The organism is Clostridium sp. BNL1100 (assembly GCF_000244875.1).
In the GTDB taxonomy this organism is placed as follows: Bacteria; Bacillota; Clostridia; order Acetivibrionales; family DSM-1351; genus Ruminiclostridium.
This window is the reverse complement of record NC_016791.1, coordinates 3,722,308-3,741,556: the sequence shown is the minus strand read 5'-3', so window position 1 is coordinate 3,741,556 and position 19,249 is coordinate 3,722,308. Positions and strand designations below refer to the sequence as shown.

Sequence of the window (19,249 nt, the reverse complement as noted above, 5' to 3'; positions counted from 1 at the left end):
TATTTTTATAATGAAAAAAAGAAATTTTTTTTATACAGAGCGTAAACAATTTAAAAATATACATGAATATCTGAACATTTGTTTAAGCAATCATGCTAACAATATACTATTTAAGTTTGTAAAAAATGGGAATTCATGTGCAAAGAGGTACAAGGAAGTATTTGATGATATTTTATCTCTTGAAGCCGCATTCAGTGAATGGAATTTTGAGAAAAAGCATATCGCCATATTAGGCAAAACGTCTTATGAATGGATAGTATCGTACTTAGGTGTTATAAATGCCGGTTATGTTGCTATTCCCATAGATAAATTATTACCGGTTGAGGCGATAATTGAGCAGCTTCAATTTGTTGATGCAGATTGTTTATTATTTGATAACGATTATTATGACGTTGTATTAAGGATAAAGGAGTCTGTAGACAGTATAAAGTACTTTGTGAACTTTAATGAAAAAGCTGGTAATATGCTTTATTTGTATGACATGCTGGAAACGCCCCACAAAGATACTAGTTTAGAGATATTACCTGATACTGCCGCTGAGATCGTTTTCTCATCTGGAACAACATCAAATAGTAAGGCCATCATATTAACACATGAGAATCTGGCAAGCAATGTTGCCTACTGTAGCCAGGTTATTGATGCATCTGTCACGGACATTCTCTTATCTATTTTGCCAAACAATCATACATATGAATTGACAGTGGGAATATTAACACCTATCTATTTTGGGGCAACAGTTTGTTTGAATGATAGTTTAAAAATGATGAAGAGAAATTTAAAGGCTTATAAACCTACAATAATGATTGTAGTACCGGCAGTGTTGGAGATGATGCGAAAAGAGATATTGAGAGCGGTTGCAAATCAAAACAAAAATAAAAAGTTTGGTACTGCAATGAAAATCTCTAAATTACTTAAAAAAGTCAATATTGATGTCAGTCGAAAATTATTTGGAGAGATTCTTGAAGTACTTGGGGGGGAATTTAGAACTTTTGTCTGTGGTGGTGCATTCCTACCTGTTGAGTTAATTGATTTTTATACAACAATAGGGATAACCATAATACAAGGATATGGAATTACCGAGTGTTCCCCTCTTGTTGCGGCAAATACTGACCGAAACGGAGAGGTTGGTTCTGTTGGCAAGATTGGTGGGGGTTGTAGTGTAAAAATTGTGGACAATGAGATTTGGGTCAAAGGAAAAAATGTAATGAGAGGGTATTACAAAAACGCCGAGGGTACAGAAGCATGTATGGAAAACGGCTGGTTTAAGACAGGTGACCTTGGATATATCAGTAAAAAGGGATACCTATATATTACGGGAAGGAAAAAAAACCTGTTAGTACTTAGTAATGGAGAAAATGTAAGCCCTGAAGAACTTGAAGGCAAATTACTGGAACTGGATTATATAAATGAGGTTATTGTATTTGGGGAAGATGACTTTATTAAAGCTGAAATTTATCCGAATTATGACCTTTTTGATGGCAGGGATATTGAAGAGATTGAAGACGTAATTTCAAAAAAAATAAAAGAAATTAATTCACAACTGCCTATGTTTAAACAAATACAAAAAATAAAGATTCGAGCTATTGAGTTCGAAAAAACTACTACAAATAAAATAAAAAGATATGGGGGTAAAGAACTATGATTGAGAAAATAAAAGAAATATTGGCAAAGTATGCTGAGGTGGGTATTGATAAAATTAATGATGAATCCAGACTTGTGGGGGACTTAGGTCTTGATTCAATGGATTTGGTGGATTTAGTTATCGATTTAGAGGATGAATTTGGGGTTGAAATTAATGATAGAGATTTATGGAACATACAGACCTTTGGCGATATTAAGATCTACTTGTCTGATAGAACTCAAAAGGATTAATAAAGAGTAATGGGGGAATTTGTCGTGGGTATAGATGAAAAGAGTAAAGATAATAATGTTTTTCCACTAACAAATGTTCAAACTGCTTATTTAATGGGACGAAATCCTGTATTTGAGCTCGGAGGCCGGTCAACTCACATTTATTATGAATTTGAAAATAACCTGGATATCGGTAAATTTAATACCGCACTTAATAAGCTTATTAAAAACCAGCCTATGCTAAGAGCTGTAATCGAATCAACAGGGCAGCAACGAATACTGGATGAAGTCCCTGAATATATTGTAGAACGATTTGACCTAACTAATTTATCAAATGAGGAAAGGCAGAAATTTATTTTAAATAAGAGAGTAGAAATGTCACATCATGTATTTAAAATTGACACTTGGCCCTTATTTGATATTAAAATGGCACAATTAGATAATGACAAAGTATACATGTTTTGTGACTTCGATTTACTTATTGCTGATGCAGGAAGTTTAATTGTATTAATAAATGAAGTCATGGATTGTTATGATTTAGAAACTGAACCAATACCTTTAGAGGCATCTTTTAGAGATTATGTTTATAAATTAGTGGATATAAAAAAGACTAAAAGATATCAAATGGATAGGGACTTTTGGATGGAGCAATTAGCAGAGTTCCCATCAGCTCCTCAATTACCATTAAAATCCAATAAAAAAATACTATTACCAAAATTTAAAAGGCTGGGAACAACCATTGATAGCAGTACTTGGGGAAAGATAAAAGAGATGGCGGAAGAAAAGAAAATACAGCCGACAATCATTCTTTGTACTGCCTATGCTATGGTACTTGAGCATTGGTGCAACCAGGATTCTTTTACTATCAATTCAGCAATAACCGGTCGTTCGAAGCATGACAAGAGTATAAGCAGAGTTATAGGCGATTTTACTAAGGCATTGTTGCTACCGATACAAAAAAGCGATATCGCAAAAGATGATTTTTGGGAAAATGCAACAGCAATTAGAGATTTGTTTGCGACTTCATATAAGCATAGTTACTTTGATGGAATGGAATTTCTGAAAGAATTATCGAAGGCTAGAGGCTTGGGAACATCTGCTGTTATGCCAATTGTTTTTACAAGCATGATTTTTAATGATGAAAAATTTAGCCTTTTGGATAAGTTTGGTGAATTAAAATATGGAATAAGCCAAACTCCTCAAGTTTTTTTAGATTGTCAGGTTATGGACATAAGCGGTAAATTGCTTATGACATGGGATTATGTGGAAGAGGGATTTGAAGAAGAATTGATAACGACCATGTTCAAGCAATACGAGGAATTGGTACTAAGCATTAAAACTGACGGCTCTTATTCAAAAGAGATATTTGAGTTAAGTGACGAAGATAAAAAACTTATTCAAAAATATAATGATACAGTTTGCAACACTAAAAAAACAACCCTCCAGAATATTGTTTCAAAAGCTCTTGAAACTTACAGTAATAAGATTGCTATTAAAGATGGAAATTCGTCAGTTACATATAAAGAGCTTGATTTACTAACAGATCGAATTGCTATATCTTTACAATCGGAAGGTATAGGCCCGGGGGATTTTGTTGGTATTAGTGCTTCAAGATGTACTGAAACAGTGATAAATATTCTCGGTGTAATTAAATCCGGAGCTGCATACGTTCCAATAAATCCTGAGCATCCAAGAGAAAGACAAAATTATATTTATCAACATAGCGGGTGCAAAAAAATGTTGGAGTCTGCTTACATTCATAGCATTTCAGAAGATACCTGCAAGCAATTTGTCTCGGATGAAAAGGCCCAGCCAACTGATATAGCTTATGTTATTTATACCTCCGGCAGTACCGGAGAGCCTAAAGGAGTTGTTATCTCAAATGAAGCTGTTTGTAATACAATTATAGATATTAATTCCCGCTATAATATAACAGGAAATGATAAAGTAATTGGAATATCCTCTTTTTGTTTTGACTTATCTGTATACGATATTTTTGGAAGTATACTGGCAGGAGCGGAGTTGTATATTGCAGGCAATGCAAGAAATATACCGGAACTTATAGCTATTGTTGCCAAAGAAAAAATCACTGTATGGAATACTGTGCCGGCAATTATGGAGCTATATATAGACGAGTTATACAGAATTGAAGAGAATAAATGCGACAGTGATTATGGAACACTACGGGTTGTCATGCTAAGCGGTGATTGGATACCTGTATCCCTTCCGAACAAAATAAAAGGGAAATACCCACAGGCAAAAATTTATAGTTTAGGTGGTGCAACTGAAGCCTCTATTTGGTCAATTCATTATCCAATTGATAAAGTTAATGAGAATTGGACAAGTATTCCTTATGGATATCCTTTAGCAAATCAGATGTTCTATGTTTTAGACAGTAATCTGGAGTTATGCCCGGTCGGAGTTATCGGAGAATTATACATCGGGGGTATTGGAGTTGCCACAGGCTATCAGAATGATATAGATAAAACCAATACTGCATTTATGGAACATAAGAGCTTTGGAAGGATATACAAGACAGGCGACTTTGGAGTAATGAATAGAAAGGGGTACATAGAATTCAAGGGCCGCAAAGATGAGCAGGTAAAAATCAGAGGGCATAGAATTGAGCTTGGCGAAATAGAAAGTGTTCTAATAAGACACGAAGCTGTTGAAAATGTGGCAGTAATTGACTATAAAGATGAAACCGGCAAGGTATTCTTATGTGCATATATCGTTTCAAATAGCACATTTAAAGACGATGAATTGCCTAACTGGGCAGCAACATATTTACCTGATTATATGGTTCCAAGGCAATATGTAAAAATTGATGAAATCCCATTAACCTCAAATGGAAAAGTAAATAAGAAAATTCTCCCTAAGCCTGAAATTAAACAAAGTGAAACTAATTACATGGCACCTAGGAATGACCTTGAAATGGAACTGGTTCAACTTTGGCAGGAAGTGCTTAACATTGATAAGGTAGGAATTAATGATGATTTCTTTGATCTGGGAGGAGATTCACTAAATGTAATTAAGGTAATTACTAAGGCTAGTGAGATTGGAATACGAATTTCATTAGATGATATGTATAAGTATACAACGATACTTAGTTTGGCTCCTTATACAAGTCGTTCATCCAGTATTGCTACAGACAATATTATGAAACTGAGAAAGTCAATGGATTCATTGGCAAATTACAAACCGGATGTAAAATATGAAAAAGATTATAAAGAATATTTGGATGGTTTAAAAGAAATACAAATTCAAGAGGGGGTATCATATAATAATATTTTTATTACAGGGGGGACAGGCTTTCTTGGAAGTCATCTGGTAAGAGAGCTTTTGTTTAAAACCAAATCAAAAGTATACATACTTGTACGCGGTGAAAATGAAAATAATGCAGAAGAAAGATTAAGAAGAACATGGAGTCATTACTTTAAAGAAAACGATTATATTAACGAATATTCTGACAGAGTTTCCATTATAGTTGGCGATATAAGTCAAGTAAATTTAGGACTTAGTCAGGTAGAGTTTGATTATCTGGCAGAAACGGTAGACTGTATAATTCATGCAGCAGCAACCATAAATCATTATGGTTTATGGGAGGATTATCAAAAAATCAATATTGACGGAACACGTAGAATAACCGAGTTCTCAAAATACAAGAATAAGAAAGATCTCCATTACATTTCTACCATATCTACAGGATTTTCTATTAGCAGGTATGAAAATAAGAATTTATTTAGCGAGCATGAAATAACACGTGGAAATAAGTCCGATATTGCATACGCTCAGTCTAAAATTTATGCAGAGGAAATAGCTTTAGCAGCTCAAAATGAAGGTATTAACGTAAAAGTTTACCGTTTAGGATTTTTAGTTCAAAGCTATAAGGATGGAATATTCCAAACTAATGAAGGGGAAAGTTCAATATTTTCTGTTTTGAGTATGATGATGAAATTAGGTTCAGTCCCTAATCTTGATGCAAAAATATTTGATTTAACTTTTGTTGACCAAGCGGCAGAAGCTATAACATTGTTATTGGGTGTTAAAGAGGGAAGTAATATTTATCACATATTTAATCCATATAAAATTAGCTTAATTGATTTTGCACAGTTATTTAATGAATTTTCAGAAGTAGTTAAAATTAAATCAATTGATGACTTTGAAAAGTACTTGGCTAACGGTGGAAAGAAATACAATCATTTAGTAGCTGAGATAATTAACTTGGGACTACTTGAAAAGTCTTTTGATCCAACCATGTTGCTTCTGCCAACATGTAAAAGGACTGAAACTATATTAAGAAAATGTGGATTTGAATGGGGACAGGTGGATTCAAAGCGGAGTGCTGATGTACTAAGGATTGTAAACAGAATAGCTGAAAACATCCCCGATGTTCTATGACAGATTAATAAATGTTATTAATAAGGAGGCTTATATCATGAGTAATTTTGAAAAAATTATCAATGAAGATGAAATATATAGGGTAGTCTCAGAAGCAAGTAACACAGAAGCAGGGCAATATTTTGCAAAGTTTTTAATGAAAAAGGGTTTTAAACTTACCTATGACTCAGGCAAAAAACAGTATTTTATTAATAGCTTTTTACCTACTATTCCATCTAAAGCTTGGGATAAAGCGATGAATACTCTGGATAGTATCAAAAATGGAGATAGAAAGTTATTTCAAAGTGATGTTGTAGTTACGGGTCGGTGTCACTGCAATTGCTGGCACTGCTATAGAAATAAAAGCAGTCGATATGATTTAAATCTTGAATCAATTAAATCATTTATTGAACAGGCGTATGAACTTGGTGTTGCCAATATTGGTATAACCGGGGGAGAGCCTATGCTTAGAAATGATATTAAAGATATTATCAATTTTATTCCTGAAGGCATGCAAGCACAGTTATATACTACGGGGCATAAGATTGATGATGAGTTTTGTAAGTTTTTAAGTAACAGCAATGTCAGCCGAGTTATTATAAGTCTGGATCACTACAAAGAGGAAGTAGTGGTGAAAACCAGAGATAATAAGAATGCTTTTCGTGAGTCATTAGATGCTATTAAAGTGCTACAGGCAAATAATATTTATACTGTAGTAACAATATGCATTATTGACAGTTTTACATCTGATGAGATAGAAGAATATTTTAAATTTGTATCAGAATTAGGCATTCAGGAGATAAGGATTGTTTTACCTATTCCCCAAGGGAAAATTGAAGGAATGGACTGCAAGATGAATTATAAAGTAGCAAAGAGAATGATAATGGATATCAAAGAAAAGTATATTAACAATCCAGATTATCCGAATGTTGTCTTATTTAGTGAGTTTGAAAGTGCAAAATGTATGGGTTGTTCGGCAGGAATTTATTACTTGACTTTAAATAATGATGGTGCATATACGCCTTGTGTTGCTGTCCCTTTATCATTTGGAGACATTAACCAAGACAAAGTAAAAGATGTTCTGGAGGATATGTCCCAATTTTTTAAATGTGCAGGTAGAACTTGCTATGGCAGAAAAATAGGAAGAATAATTCAGGATATGGGGATTGACACTGGTAAAATTCCGCTAGGGACTGAGCTTAGCAAAACTGTTGCTGAAAAATACATTGTTGAAGGTCTGCCTCCCGAATTTTATGACGGTTTTTTTAACGACTTATTTTAAATCCTTTAAAAGGCTTGATTTGATAAAAATGGTAATATATAATAAATATGAATATATGAGCAGACATAAATATGTAGCTGGGGAGGGGTGTATTTGAACGGGCAAGGCGAGATGATTAAGTGTGATTGTATTGCAATACACCAGGATATTATAAATAAAGTTAAAGGTAGTATGCCTGATGAAGAAAAATTGTATGATTTGGCAGAGGTTTTCAAAGTCTTTGGTGATACGACAAGAATTAAGATTTTATATGCGTTATTCGCTTCTGAAATGTGTGTATGCGATATAGCAGTACTCCTTAATATGAACCAATCAGCAATATCACATCAACTAAGAGTATTGAAGCAAACCAAATTAGTTAAGTATAGAAAAGAAGGTAAGACTGTTTTTTATTCACTGGATGATGAACATGTAAAACGGATTTTTGATCAGGGACTTATTCATGTCAGTGAAAATAAATAATGGATTTAGGGGTGCATAAAAAGATGGAACCATTTATAAAGGTGGAAAAGTTATCTAGAAAATTTAATGTAGGTGATGAAGAGATTTATGCTATAAAGAATATAAGCTTTGAAATTAATAAAGGAGAATTTGCTGTTATCCTTGGACCTTCCGGTTCAGGAAAGAGCACATTATTAAATCTTTTTGGAGGTATGGATCGTGCAACTTCAGGGACATTAGTTGTTAATAATACTAATGTTACAAGTTTCTCTGACAGACAATTAAATGATTATCGCAGGAAAGAAGTTGGGTTTGTGTTTCAATTTTACAACCTTCTGCCAAACTTGACAGCCAGTGAAAATATTGAAATAGCCAGAAAAATTAGTGACAATCCATTAGAAAGTAATGCCTTGGAATTAGTTGGTCTATCACACAGAGCTAAACATTTTCCGGCAGAACTTTCTGGTGGGGAACAGCAAAGGGTTTCCATAGCGAGAGCATTGGCTAAAAGGCCAAAAATACTTTTGTGTGATGAACCTACCGGAGCCTTAGACAGTGAAACGGGTAAGCTAGTTTTAGTAACACTACATAAAATGTGCAAAGAAAATAATCAGACAGCTATAGTTGTTACACATAATTCCGTAATTGCAGAGGCTGCGGACAGGGTTGTACACTTAAGAAATGGAGAGGTATCGAGCATTGAATGTAATAGTACGCCTATCCCAATGGAAGGAGTGGAGTGGTAAATGGAATTAACTAAAAAAATGCTGCGGGACATTATTAAGAATAAAGCTCAGTTTTTGACAATCGTCTTTATCGCAACATTTGGTGTGTTAACTTTTTCAGGATTGGATAGCGTACGTCAGGGATTGATTCAAAGCAGTGATGAGTATTATAAGACTGTTAATCTGGCTAATATGTGGGTTTATACAAAAGAGGATCCAACTCAAGAGCTAAATAAAATTACAAGTATTGACGGTATCTCAGATGTTCAGACAAGGCTGACATATACTGTCACCAGCGGAAAAAATCAAATAAAACTATTTGTCTCAGATGACAATGAAATTTCGAAACCTTATATAGTATCAGGAGCCAAGTATGATGTAAATACAGATGGTATATGGCTTGATGATGAATTTGCAAAAGCAAATAATTATAAAGTAGGCGATTCTTTAGCAATTAACAATAAAGAATTGCAAATAAAGGGTATTATTTTAAGTGCTGAAGAAATATACGATCCACCTGCAGGAAACGCTATACCGGATTACAAAAATAATGGTTACGCATATATGTCGAAAAAAACCTTTTTGAAAACATATGGGTTTTATATGCCTAATCAGGTTTTGGTTACATACGGAAAGTCTGTGGATGAAAAGAGTATTAGCAAAGAGGTTGAGAATGTTCTTGGTAACAAATTTGTTACTTATTTGATGCGTGACGAACAGTCAAGTACAAATCATATCAATGAGAGAATTCGACAACTTACTCAATTTACATATGTTTTTCCGGCTTTATTCTTTTTGTTGGCTGTATTAACAATGCTTACAACAATGACAAGATTAATAGATAATCAGAGGACACAAATAGGAACATTGATGTCTATTGGTTATAGCAATAGGAAAATCAGACTGCATTATTTGAGTTATGGTTTATGGATGGGGTTGGTTGGAGGAGGCTTAGGAGTTGTAATAGGCTACAAAGCGATTCCTGAAGTACTGATTCAGTCCTTCAGACATTTGGCAATCGTTCCATACTGGGATAAGCCATTAACAATTGGCAGTTTTGTATCAGTTGCTGTTATGGTTTTATGCTGCTTACTTGCTGTTCTTATGTCTTGTGGAAGTAAACTTAAAGTAATGCCGGCACTTGTTCTGAGAGGAAATGCACAAAAAATCGGCAAACACACTTTGTTGGAGAGGATACCTTTCTTATGGGATAGAATGTCCCTTAATATTAAATCTACTATAAGAAATATCAGCAGGAATAAAGTTCGTTCAATAATGGGCATAGTCGGTGTACTTGGCAGTATGGTGCTTATTTTGGCGGGCTTAGGCATGAAAGATTCTCTAAACTACACAATAGATTATACATATAATAGTTTATATCAATACAATAACAAAATAGAAGTTACAAAATCGGATATACAAATAAAGGACCTGAATATTGGGGGTACGAATCAGTATATTCAAGAAGGAAACCTCGAAATAAGAACTGATAAAGACGGCAAGAAATATACTGCAATGTTTTCGGTCGTTGATGATGGAACTTTTATTCGCATGAAAGACTTAAGTGAAAATGAAGTAAAAATTTCTGAAATAAAAGGTTTAGTGATTTCAGATAAATTTGCAAGTACCCTTGGAGTTAAAGAAGGTGATAATGTAAATTGGAGATTTTTAGGTGGAAAGTGGGGAAGTGTGAAAATAGGTAAAATAGTTATTAACTCGCTTCCGAAGGTTTTATTTGTTTCAAAGAATACATGGAGTGACTTAAACCAAGATTTTCAGCCAAATGCTTTATTTTCTGATAATAACGAAAAAAACTTAGGTTCATATTTCGATAAAAAAGATAATATTGAGTCCAAAATTATTACCAAAGAGAGTCAACGGGATTCAATGCAAAAAGTCTTTGATAGTACCAATTCTATAATATACGTTCTTTTGTTTGCTGCAATATTGCTTGTAGTAGTTGTTTTATCAAGCCTTGGGTTGCTTAACTATACTGAGATGGAGAGGGAATATGCAACACTAAAAGTAATAGGATTATACCCGGTAGAAATAAGGGTATTAGCATTTAAAGAAAGCCTTGTACTTTCATTTATCGGGTGGGTGGTAGGCATTCCTTTTGGAAAAATATTTGTTGACGTTTTTATGAAGATTCTTTCAAATGATACCATAGTATGTCTTTCACACATTAATTTCAGCAGTTATATTCTTGCATCGGTACTGGTAGCAGGGGGTGCACTTTTAATTAATCTTCTGTTAAGTGTAAAGATAGGCAAAATCGACATGGTAACATCTCTGAAGTCAAACGAGTAGCATTTAGTAGAACATACTGCAAGAGAGTTTCGGCATTATTCTCAACTTGTCGATACTCCTTGCAGTTTTTTATTTAGGTTGGGCAGGTTTAGAATGGAGCAATAGATTTTATTTGTAATCTTCTTAACTCGAATTACATTTACAGTCGCCTTTGTTTTCTATTTTAAAAGCCATTTTTCAGCTTCTTCTTTACTTTCATACAACCTAAAATGATTACCTTTGTTGGTTTCAAGGGCCATTTCTTTAAATCGGCCTTTTTGAATTGTCTCTTGAGGAACAATTGCAGCAGCTTTTATACCATAGTTTACAAATTTTTGAATAATATTACCGGCTACTTTGGTTTTAAGTTTAAAAAAGTCCTCTGACAAGATTGTGTAGTGTATCATAAGTGCATTTGCCTCATGTTCCCAACATAAAGCTATCAGATTAAGTGCGTCATTCTCTGTACTTAAAGGTTCAGTAGTAGAGACCATTTCAATATATTTTTTGCTTCCTATTTTTCTAATTTGATAATTCATTTTTTCTTTTTCCTCCTCTACTTCATTTTCAAACAACTTCTGACGGGTTTCATGAATCCAATTAAGTTCATTTTTGTAGGTTGAAATAATGTTATCTGAAATCATTCCCCATATTAAGCTTTCTCTGGCACTTCTATTAGGTGAATGAAGTGAACGTCTGTACTTCTCTTTCTGCATAATTAATTGCAGCTTGATTTCATTTTCATATTTTGAGAGTAACTCACTTAATTCCTGATTACTTAGCATATCCGACCAAGCGAACTGTACCAAAAATGTCTTCTTTATCTCAGGAGCTTCCGGTGATGACAAAAGCCAATTTTTTAGTTCTTTAAGTCCTTCTACTGTTATCGTATATATTTTCTTTGAAGGAGAGTTATCCTGATGGATTACTTCATTGGTAACAAAACCTTCGTCTTCCAGATTGGTTAGAGCTTTGTAAATTTGATTATTGTTACCCGACCAATACATGAAGGAGGAATCCTCAAAAATCTTTTTTAGTTCATAGCCTGTTGAGGGCTTCCAACTCAGTATTCCTAATATTGCTAATTGTATTGACATAATCACACCTCGTTTATAAATAACATAGGTTAATAGTAACATATGTTATTTATGGGTGTCAACTTATTAATTTATTAATTGAACCCTACTGACAATAGTGCTGATATCTCTATTTTACAATAGTTGAAAATAAATCCATGATATGCTATGTTTTGTATTAGATTAGATAGGTAAGATGAAAGTAAAATGGTACGACTAGATAGGGGGCTATAATTATGGCAATATGGCTGTTTCGTGCAGGTAGTTCAGGAGAGTATGAGAACAAGTTTCTGGAAGATAATAGAGTATATCTTACATGGGAGGAACTTAAGCTCGATTTAACAAAATTTAAAAGCAAAAAGGACTTGTATAACTACTTATTGGAGGACTACGGTGCAGAGATTCCCGGACGTGCTAGAAACTGGGCCTCTCAGATCTGGCCTATTGCACATGAAATAAAGATTGGGGACTGGATAGTTCTGCCTAGTAAAATGAAGGCATCTGTACATATTGGAGAAATAACTGGTGAATATGTATTCGATAAAAAGCAAGAAGATCCATATTTCCATTATAGGGCTGTAAGGTGGTTTGCTACTGATATTCCCAGGGTAAATTTTGATCAGGACATTCTTTATTCTTTTGGAGCCTTTATGACTGTTTGCCGCATAAGTAGGAATGATGCTGAGAATAGAATAAGAGAAATGGGAAAAAATAAATGGATGCCGAAAGAAGGAATGGTGATTCATCGTCTTCAGGATATTGAAGATGAGCTTAATGAAGACGGCATTGATTTTGAACAGTATGCCATGGATCACATAGCAAAACACCTTATGAGAAAATTTAAAGGGCATGGTATGGCAAGAATTGTTGAGGCTATATTAAAGGCTAAAGGTTATGTAACTTACCGCAGTCCGGAAGGCCCCGACAAAGGTGTTGATATCCTCGCTTCTCAGGGCCCGTTAGGCTTTGGAAGTCCTAAATTATGTATTCAGGTTAAAACAACTGATGCTCAAGTAGATAGACCAATTCTTGACCAGTTGGTGGGTACGATGCATAATTACAAAGCTGATTATGGTTTGCTGGTTTCGTGGAGTGGATTCAAAAGTTCTGTTTATAAAGAAATACCGTCCCAGTTTTTTAATGTAAGGCTTTGGGATCAAAAGGAAATTATTAATGAGCTTTTGGAGAATTATGAAAAACTGGATGATGAAATAAAAGCTGAGATACCACTAAAGAGAATATGGACTTTGACGTTCCCTGGTAGGGAGTAAATAACCTAGGGTATCAAATCTACAGAGATTTTTTAGAAATTAATAAAAATGGTAATAATAATTATAATAAGGCACATATATTTTCAAAAATTTGATTAGGAGATTTTATTATGATAAATGAAAGCAGAGAGTTGTTACCGGAACAGTGTGAGAAACTGCTAAAAGAATTAAAAGCTCGTTTTGAAAAAAATATAAATCGCCATATTGATATAGAATGGACTAACGTACATGCAAAGCTGGAAGCTAATACTGAAAAACTGTGGTCGCTTAGTGAGATGGAAAGAACCGGCGGTGAACCGGACGTTGTCGGTTATGATAAAAAGACGGATGAATATATTTTTTATGATTGTTCAGCAGAAAGTCCAAAAGGACGCAGGAGTGCTTGTTACGACCGTGAAGCATTGGAGTCAAGAAAAGAACATAAACCGGAAAATAATGCTATAGATATGGCTGCTGCAATGGGGGCTGAGCTTTTAACGGAAGAACAATACCGGGAGTTGCAAAAATTGGATAACTTTGACAAGAAAACCTCCAGCTGGGTGAAAACACCTGATTCTATTAGAAAACTCGGAGGTGCTATTTTTTGTGATCGCCGATATGATACAGTCTTCGTATACCACAATGGAGCAGACTCCTACTATTCTTCAAGAGGTTTCCGCAGCTCGTTGAGAGTTTAATATTATACATGAGGAATTCTTGTACTATCAACCTTTTTACGTTTTATTTCTCTATCATTCGATAGTTAAAATTCCAATAAAATATACAAAATATGTAACAAGTTATAATTATTGACAGCATTTCGATATAGTGATAGCATAAAGAAAAGATAAGTCATACCGATAAAAGATAAAACAAAAGTAATTATCAGGAGGCTGTATGATATGAGTTATCAGCTATCGGAAAATAAGCTAAAAATAAATATTCAAAAGGATTTAACTACATATTTAAACTTTTCCCTTCCGCTTTGTGCAATTCTCACTGACGACAGCCTGTATTCATGGTTTTATCAGCACTTTGTACAGCTTTATACTTTGACTGACGAGAATGGTAACCTTTGGGTTGACTACTTAGAATATCGTGATTTTTATAGGGATGTAGCAGAAAATAAAATATATGATTATAGAAGTATGAGTGAAGAAAAAGATATTGTTGAATTCATTATCAACAAAATAAACCAGGGGTGTTATGTAATAATTTTTGTAGATGAATACTATTTGCCCAAAAAAGCAAGTTACATGTCAAAACATTTTTTGCACCAAATAATGGTTTACGGGTATAATAATCAAACCAAGACTTTTATGACAGTTGCTTTTAATGAAAAAAGCGTGTTTGCAAGTAATGAATATACCTACGAAATCTTCAACCAAGCATATGAATTAGGAAAAGAAAACTATGAATCCTCACCGGTGTGGGTTTTAAATGAAAATGCCGAAATTATCAAGCCTAAAGATAATGTAAAGACGTATATTTTTAAATTGGATTTATTTCTGGAGGAATTGAAGACTTATTTATCGGGTGACGGAAATTATTCCATGATACGTCCAAATAATCTTGAGACAAATGGAAGACAGGCAACATTTAATTTTAAAGTGCATGATGAACTAATTCTTCATTTAAACAATCTAATCCAAGGAAAGAACACTATGGATTTTAGATATATGCACTTACTTTTCGAGCATAAATCAATAATGTATAAACGGCTTGAGTATATAGTTTCACATTTTAATTCCAGTGAAAAATTAGTACAGCTTATTCAGGAATATTCGGAAGTGGTAAGAAAAGCACTTTATGCAAGAAATCTTTTTTTAAAGCACACTGTTATAGCTCAAGGGGGCAGTGACAACGAATCGTACAATACGGAACTATTACTTAAGATAATCGATACAATTTGTTTGGTTAAGGATCAAGAAGGGAAGATACTAACAAATATTTATGACGAGCTGAAGAATCTAAACGTTTAATTTGCTTCATAAGTATTCTTCAGCTGTCATATGCATATACCTGTATTGTCAAAAGTACTACAGTTTGCGGTTTCCTAACACATATCTGGAAAAATTAAGTGCAGCCTGTGCTTCTCGGTCCAGCTTTTCCTCATCTGCGCCGTTACTAATATCACGCCAAACCTTAATATTGGACCCGACAGTTCCGCCCATTCTAACAAAAGGTTCCATAACAACGCTACCGTTATAACCTATATCAGCAAGAGCCTCACCAATTTCTATCCATGGAATTCTTCCTTTGCCGGGAACTTTACGATTACATTCGCCGGTGTGTAAATGTCCCAAGTAAGAACCTGCAGTCCTGATTGCACCTCCGATACTATCTTCTTCGATATTCATATGGAAGGTATCAAGCATTACCTTTACATTGTCATGACCAACTTGTTTTACAAAATCTACACCCTCTTGTGCAGTATTAATTAAATAATTTTCAAATCTATTAAGAACCTCAAGGCAGAAATCCACTCCACAAGCCTCAGCTACCTGAGCAACTTCACGGACACTTTCAACGCTGCGTTCCCAATCACCTTTTTTATCAATTGTCTTTGTGTAATCTACCGGCCAATAAGAATATATAGCTCCACCTATTAAATGCACATCCAGCTTGTAAAGACGTTTGAGCAAATCTGTGTAAAAGGCTTTAGCATTTTTGCGAATATAAGGGTCAGGAGAAGACAGATTTTGTTCTGCGCTTGGCCCATGGCCTACCGTAAGAGTAATTCCATTGCCACGGGCACATGCTTTGAGTTCGTTAATCTGATTGTCACTGTAAAAAGGTAATGGAGAAGCTGCTATCTCTAGAATATCAAAACCAAGTTTTGCAACCTTCTCAATATAATATTTGTAATCAGCTTCCCATTCTTGCTCCCAGTATGCGTAATATATACCATGCTTCATGTTAGTCCTCCTTAAAGGCAGAAATCACTTCGACATATCTGACGATAATTCCATACTTATATACTGATTTTATTCAGCAGGTTCAAGAATTACGTTGGCATTGCGAAGGATGTTACGAACTTCCTTCACATCCACCTTAGCGGGGATGATATTCTGCTTAACTGCAAGTGCAGCACCTACGCCGGCTGCCTCTCCTATGGCCATGCAGGTAGGCATAACCCTTGCGGAACTCATAACTACTGCATCCAATGAAGCGCATCTTCCGCTGAACATGAGGTTGTCAATATCCTTGCTTACTGTACATCCGTATGGAATACCGTAGGGCTTTATGCGCTTAACAATTGTACCCGCCCCGTTACCTTCATGTATGTCAATAATGTAGGAACCCAGTGCTACTGTGTCTTCCGGCACGTCACCCACCATGATTTTTTCCTCAGTCAATTCACAAAGGCCGGCGAAACGACGTGTTTCACGGATACCCATTGAAGGATATATCTGAGTTATATAGCAATTTTCAAAACCGGGAACATATTTTTTGAGTGTTTCCACCAGTTTTGGAATCTGTAAATGGCCCTCAATTTCTGCACGAGTCAAATCCAGTACATCACTGCCGTTAATTCCTAAATGGCGGGTAGAATTAATGTGTACCTCCCCGGGAATCAGACTTTTAATGTAAATAAGGGTATCTCTATCAACAGGCAATTCGCCTTTTGCTTTAAGTTCCAAGAAGAGCTTACGTAGACCGACCATTACATGGTATGGGTTTGAACGGAAAAATTCAGCGTTGTACTTGTCAAAGTCACACTCAATAGTATCACATAAACGCATCTGTTCAGGGTCACTTGCGATGAATTCTATAGTTTTGTCGGTATCAACGTTACCTAAAGTAAACATAAGAGTAGGTGGCTGCAATGCACCGGTGTCCTTTTGGCCCATATTATAGGTAGCACCGGCCATATAGCCCATGTCGCCATCTCCGCTGGCATCAATATAGACAGCAGCCTCTACCTCAATATGATAACCCTTTCCAAATAGAGTAACTGTTTTAATCTTACCATTCTCTACGGTGGTATCAATAATTTCAGAATGCAGAAGTATTTCTACGCCTGCCTTGAGACACATTTCAAATGCAACGATTTTAAAAATCTCATGGTCGTAAAGAGTTATAGAATTGTGCATAGGGCAAGGATAATGATCTGTACAGGAATTACATTTTTTCAGTTCATCAACAAGTTCTTGTGCAATACCTGCAGTTACAGTTTTACCGTCTTTGTCCAGATACCCTAACAATGGTAACCTTATCGTTAAATTACCGCCAAGATATCCGTTCTTTTCTACAAGAAGTACTTTTGCACCATTTCTGCTTGCCGCAATTGCTGCAGGGATGCCACCCGGACCACCGCCAATAACAACTACATCATATTTCCTTTGGAGGGTTTTCATAGTTTTTGTCTCCTTTAATTTTATAGTTTTGTTTTAAAGAGAATTAATCCTTGATAACTGCACCTTGCTCAATAAGAGTATTACGAAGATTAACAATGTCCACATTCTCGGGACAAACACCACTTTTTAGTGCTATTGCAGCTGCTGTACCTGCCGCCTGGCCCATGGCTATACAGGCAGGCATTACTCTATAGCTTGCTGCGGCCTCTGAGGAACCGCATATACTGCGCCCTGCAACAAGCATATTGTCACAGTTCTCAGGAATCAGACATCGGTAAGGTATAGTGTAGTATTTATCAACACAGGTAAATGTAACACCACCACCTGTTGAATTGTGTACATCAATTGCATATCCGAAGGTACATATTGCATCATCGAAATGTTTACGTGAGAGTATATCTTCAGCTGTTAGCTCGTATTTTCCCACAATGTGTCTTGTTTCACGAACTCCCAGTGCAGTAGCTACCTGAAGAAGCTGAACATTCTCACAGCCTGGGAGATATTTTTTCATAAATGCAACAACTTCTTGCACTTGACGTCTGCCTTGAATAAGCGCTTTGGTTATATCTGAAGTCTTGGTAGCATCAATATGCGCAATACGAGTGGTATTTATCTTCCACCTTCCGGGTATATTCTGCTCATAGTTGCCTAATTCGTTACGGTCAAGTGTCCAGTCACCATTACGTTTAGCTTCTTCTACATACTTAGCAAAACAATTGGCAACGTGGTTGTCCAAATTAGATTTATTAGCTTCAAGTTCCCCTAAATATTTATCACGGTCAATGTTACCAACTTCAAAGAAAAGGGAGGTAGGCTGCATAATGCCCGTTTCCTTTTTGCCAAGCCACGTAGGGACTCCTGCAAAATAGGCCACATCAGCATCACCGGTACAATCTATGTATAGTTTTGCACGAATTGCTGCAATACCTTCCTTCATATTGACAATTACATAATCTATTTTTTTGTCCTTAGTAATGCAGTCAGTAACCTGTACATTGAATTGTATTTGTGCACCTGATTCTTCAAGCATTTCTTCCATTACAACTGCAAGTATCTCCGACTGATACGGAGTAACATGTCTATGACTTGCCATATAATATGAAGAATAAGAGGTCATACCTTCCACCTTAGAAGGATGAATAGCACCACCACGGGCTTCGGTCCGAAGACAAAGTTCATCAAAAATACCCTTCACTAATTGTTCCTCTGCATCGTTATCATAGCAGGTCATAAATGGACCCACCAAACCTGCTGTAGCCATTCCGCCAAGAATACTTAAACGCTCAATAAGAAGTGTTTTCGCTCCGTTACGTGCCGCTGCTATTGCCGCTCCGAAGCCCGCTGTACCACCACCGATAACAAGGACGTCTGTTTCTATTATGTTTTTAATGGTTTTTGTGTATTGAACTTCACTCATGGTATCCTCCTGAAAAATTTTATTTTTTTATGTTAACAAATTAAATTTCAATATATACTTTAGCGAAATTCCTGTAAGTAAAAACTACTGTATCAGCATGGAGGATTTTCATTTAAAAGATTATTTTCTTTAAATATAACATTTAATACTTTCAAGTCAACAGAACAGGAAAATGAG

General features: G+C 35.3%; 14 protein-coding genes. 10 read left to right on the top strand and 4 right to left on the bottom strand.

Translation table 11 applies throughout. The annotated features are described in order from the left end of the window. Window positions 1-10: 10 nt before the first annotated feature. From CLO1100_RS15835 to CLO1100_RS15805, 7 genes are all read left to right on the top strand, one after another. The gene (locus tag CLO1100_RS15835) at window positions 11-1,642 is read left to right on the top strand and encodes an AMP-binding protein (protein ID WP_014314778.1); all 1,632 of its coding nucleotides are present in this window, start codon (window positions 11-13) and stop codon (window positions 1,640-1,642) included. Beyond that, window positions 1,639-1,872 carry an acyl carrier protein gene (locus CLO1100_RS15830; RefSeq protein WP_014314777.1) on the top strand — a complete coding sequence of 78 codons (234 nt, stop codon included), beginning with the start codon at window positions 1,639-1,641 and terminating at the stop codon, window positions 1,870-1,872. The genes CLO1100_RS15835 and CLO1100_RS15830 overlap by 4 nt, the downstream gene beginning before the upstream one ends. Window positions 1,873-1,896: 24 nt before the next feature. After that, window positions 1,897-6,252: a non-ribosomal peptide synthetase gene (locus tag CLO1100_RS15825; RefSeq protein WP_014314776.1), complete on the top strand. Its 4,356-nt coding sequence runs from the start codon at window positions 1,897-1,899 to the stop codon at window positions 6,250-6,252. A 37-nt stretch (window positions 6,253-6,289) separates the two neighbouring features. After that, window positions 6,290-7,513, top strand: a complete 1,224-nt coding sequence (locus tag CLO1100_RS15820) for a radical SAM protein (protein ID WP_014314775.1) — start codon at window positions 6,290-6,292, stop codon at window positions 7,511-7,513. 111 nt (window positions 7,514-7,624) lie between these two features. Continuing rightward, window positions 7,625-7,975 carry a metalloregulator ArsR/SmtB family transcription factor gene (locus CLO1100_RS15815; protein ID WP_041700475.1) on the top strand — a complete coding sequence of 117 codons (351 nt, stop codon included), beginning with the start codon at window positions 7,625-7,627 and terminating at the stop codon, window positions 7,973-7,975. Between the two features lie 23 nt (window positions 7,976-7,998). Next, the gene (locus CLO1100_RS15810; protein WP_041700304.1) at window positions 7,999-8,700 is read left to right on the top strand and encodes an ABC transporter ATP-binding protein; all 702 of its coding nucleotides are present in this window, start codon (window positions 7,999-8,001) and stop codon (window positions 8,698-8,700) included. Next, entirely contained in the window at window positions 8,701-10,989 is a 2,289-nt protein-coding gene (locus CLO1100_RS15805; RefSeq protein WP_014314772.1) for an ABC transporter permease, read from the top strand. 158 nt (window positions 10,990-11,147) lie between these two features. Here CLO1100_RS15805 and CLO1100_RS15800 read toward each other — a convergent pair whose 3' ends face one another. Then, complete coding sequence (locus CLO1100_RS15800) at window positions 11,148-12,065, bottom strand: DUF4180 domain-containing protein (RefSeq protein WP_014314771.1); 918 nt, start codon at window positions 12,063-12,065, stop codon at window positions 11,148-11,150. Window positions 12,066-12,280: 215 nt separating this feature from the next. On the opposite strand from CLO1100_RS15800, the gene CLO1100_RS15795 reads away from it, so the two are divergent. The 3 genes from CLO1100_RS15795 to CLO1100_RS15785 all read left to right on the top strand — a co-directional run bounded on the left by CLO1100_RS15795 (window position 12,281) and on the right by CLO1100_RS15785 (window position 15,276). Continuing rightward, window positions 12,281-13,315, top strand: coding sequence for a restriction endonuclease (locus tag CLO1100_RS15795; protein ID WP_014314770.1), 1,035 nt, complete (start codon window positions 12,281-12,283; stop codon window positions 13,313-13,315). A gap of 110 nt (window positions 13,316-13,425) precedes the next feature. Further along, the gene (locus tag CLO1100_RS15790) at window positions 13,426-13,992 is read left to right on the top strand and encodes a DUF4256 domain-containing protein (RefSeq protein WP_014314769.1); all 567 of its coding nucleotides are present in this window, start codon (window positions 13,426-13,428) and stop codon (window positions 13,990-13,992) included. A 204-nt stretch (window positions 13,993-14,196) separates the two neighbouring features. Beyond that, entirely contained in the window at window positions 14,197-15,276 is a 1,080-nt protein-coding gene (locus CLO1100_RS15785) for a hypothetical protein (RefSeq protein ID WP_014314768.1), read from the top strand. A gap of 57 nt (window positions 15,277-15,333) precedes the next feature. Here CLO1100_RS15785 and CLO1100_RS15780 read toward each other — a convergent pair whose 3' ends face one another. From CLO1100_RS15780 to CLO1100_RS15770, 3 genes are all read right to left on the bottom strand, one after another. Next, window positions 15,334-16,212, bottom strand: a complete 879-nt coding sequence (locus CLO1100_RS15780; protein WP_014314767.1) for a sugar phosphate isomerase/epimerase family protein — start codon at window positions 16,210-16,212, stop codon at window positions 15,334-15,336. A 69-nt stretch (window positions 16,213-16,281) separates the two neighbouring features. Beyond that, window positions 16,282-17,655: an FAD-dependent oxidoreductase gene (locus tag CLO1100_RS15775; RefSeq protein WP_014314766.1), complete on the bottom strand. Its 1,374-nt coding sequence runs from the start codon at window positions 17,653-17,655 to the stop codon at window positions 16,282-16,284. 43 nt (window positions 17,656-17,698) lie between these two features. Further along, complete coding sequence (locus CLO1100_RS15770) at window positions 17,699-19,072, bottom strand: FAD-dependent oxidoreductase (protein ID WP_014314765.1); 1,374 nt, start codon at window positions 19,070-19,072, stop codon at window positions 17,699-17,701. Window positions 19,073-19,249: the final 177 nt, after the last annotated feature.

Coding starts and splice junctions, on each gene's coding strand:
- CLO1100_RS15830 (WP_014314777.1), top strand. CDS start 1,639: ATGATTGAGAAAATAAAAGAAATATTGGCAAAGTATGCTGAGGTGGGT.
- CLO1100_RS15780 (WP_014314767.1), bottom strand. CDS start 16,212: ATGAAGCATGGTATATATTACGCATACTGGGAGCAAGAATGGGAAGCT.
- CLO1100_RS15800 (WP_014314771.1), bottom strand. CDS start 12,065: ATGTCAATACAATTAGCAATATTAGGAATACTGAGTTGGAAGCCCTCA.
- CLO1100_RS15785 (WP_014314768.1), top strand. CDS start 14,197: ATGAGTTATCAGCTATCGGAAAATAAGCTAAAAATAAATATTCAAAAG.
- CLO1100_RS15815 (WP_041700475.1), top strand. CDS start 7,625: ATGATTAAGTGTGATTGTATTGCAATACACCAGGATATTATAAATAAA.
- CLO1100_RS15805 (WP_014314772.1), top strand. CDS start 8,701: ATGGAATTAACTAAAAAAATGCTGCGGGACATTATTAAGAATAAAGCT.
- CLO1100_RS15835 (WP_014314778.1), top strand. CDS start 11: ATGAAAAAAAGAAATTTTTTTTATACAGAGCGTAAACAATTTAAAAAT.
- CLO1100_RS15775 (WP_014314766.1), bottom strand. CDS start 17,655: ATGAAAACCCTCCAAAGGAAATATGATGTAGTTGTTATTGGCGGTGGT.
- CLO1100_RS15790 (WP_014314769.1), top strand. CDS start 13,426: ATGATAAATGAAAGCAGAGAGTTGTTACCGGAACAGTGTGAGAAACTG.
- CLO1100_RS15795 (WP_014314770.1), top strand. CDS start 12,281: ATGGCAATATGGCTGTTTCGTGCAGGTAGTTCAGGAGAGTATGAGAAC.
- CLO1100_RS15770 (WP_014314765.1), bottom strand. CDS start 19,072: ATGAGTGAAGTTCAATACACAAAAACCATTAAAAACATAATAGAAACA.
- CLO1100_RS15820 (WP_014314775.1), top strand. CDS start 6,290: ATGAGTAATTTTGAAAAAATTATCAATGAAGATGAAATATATAGGGTA.
- CLO1100_RS15810 (WP_041700304.1), top strand. CDS start 7,999: ATGGAACCATTTATAAAGGTGGAAAAGTTATCTAGAAAATTTAATGTA.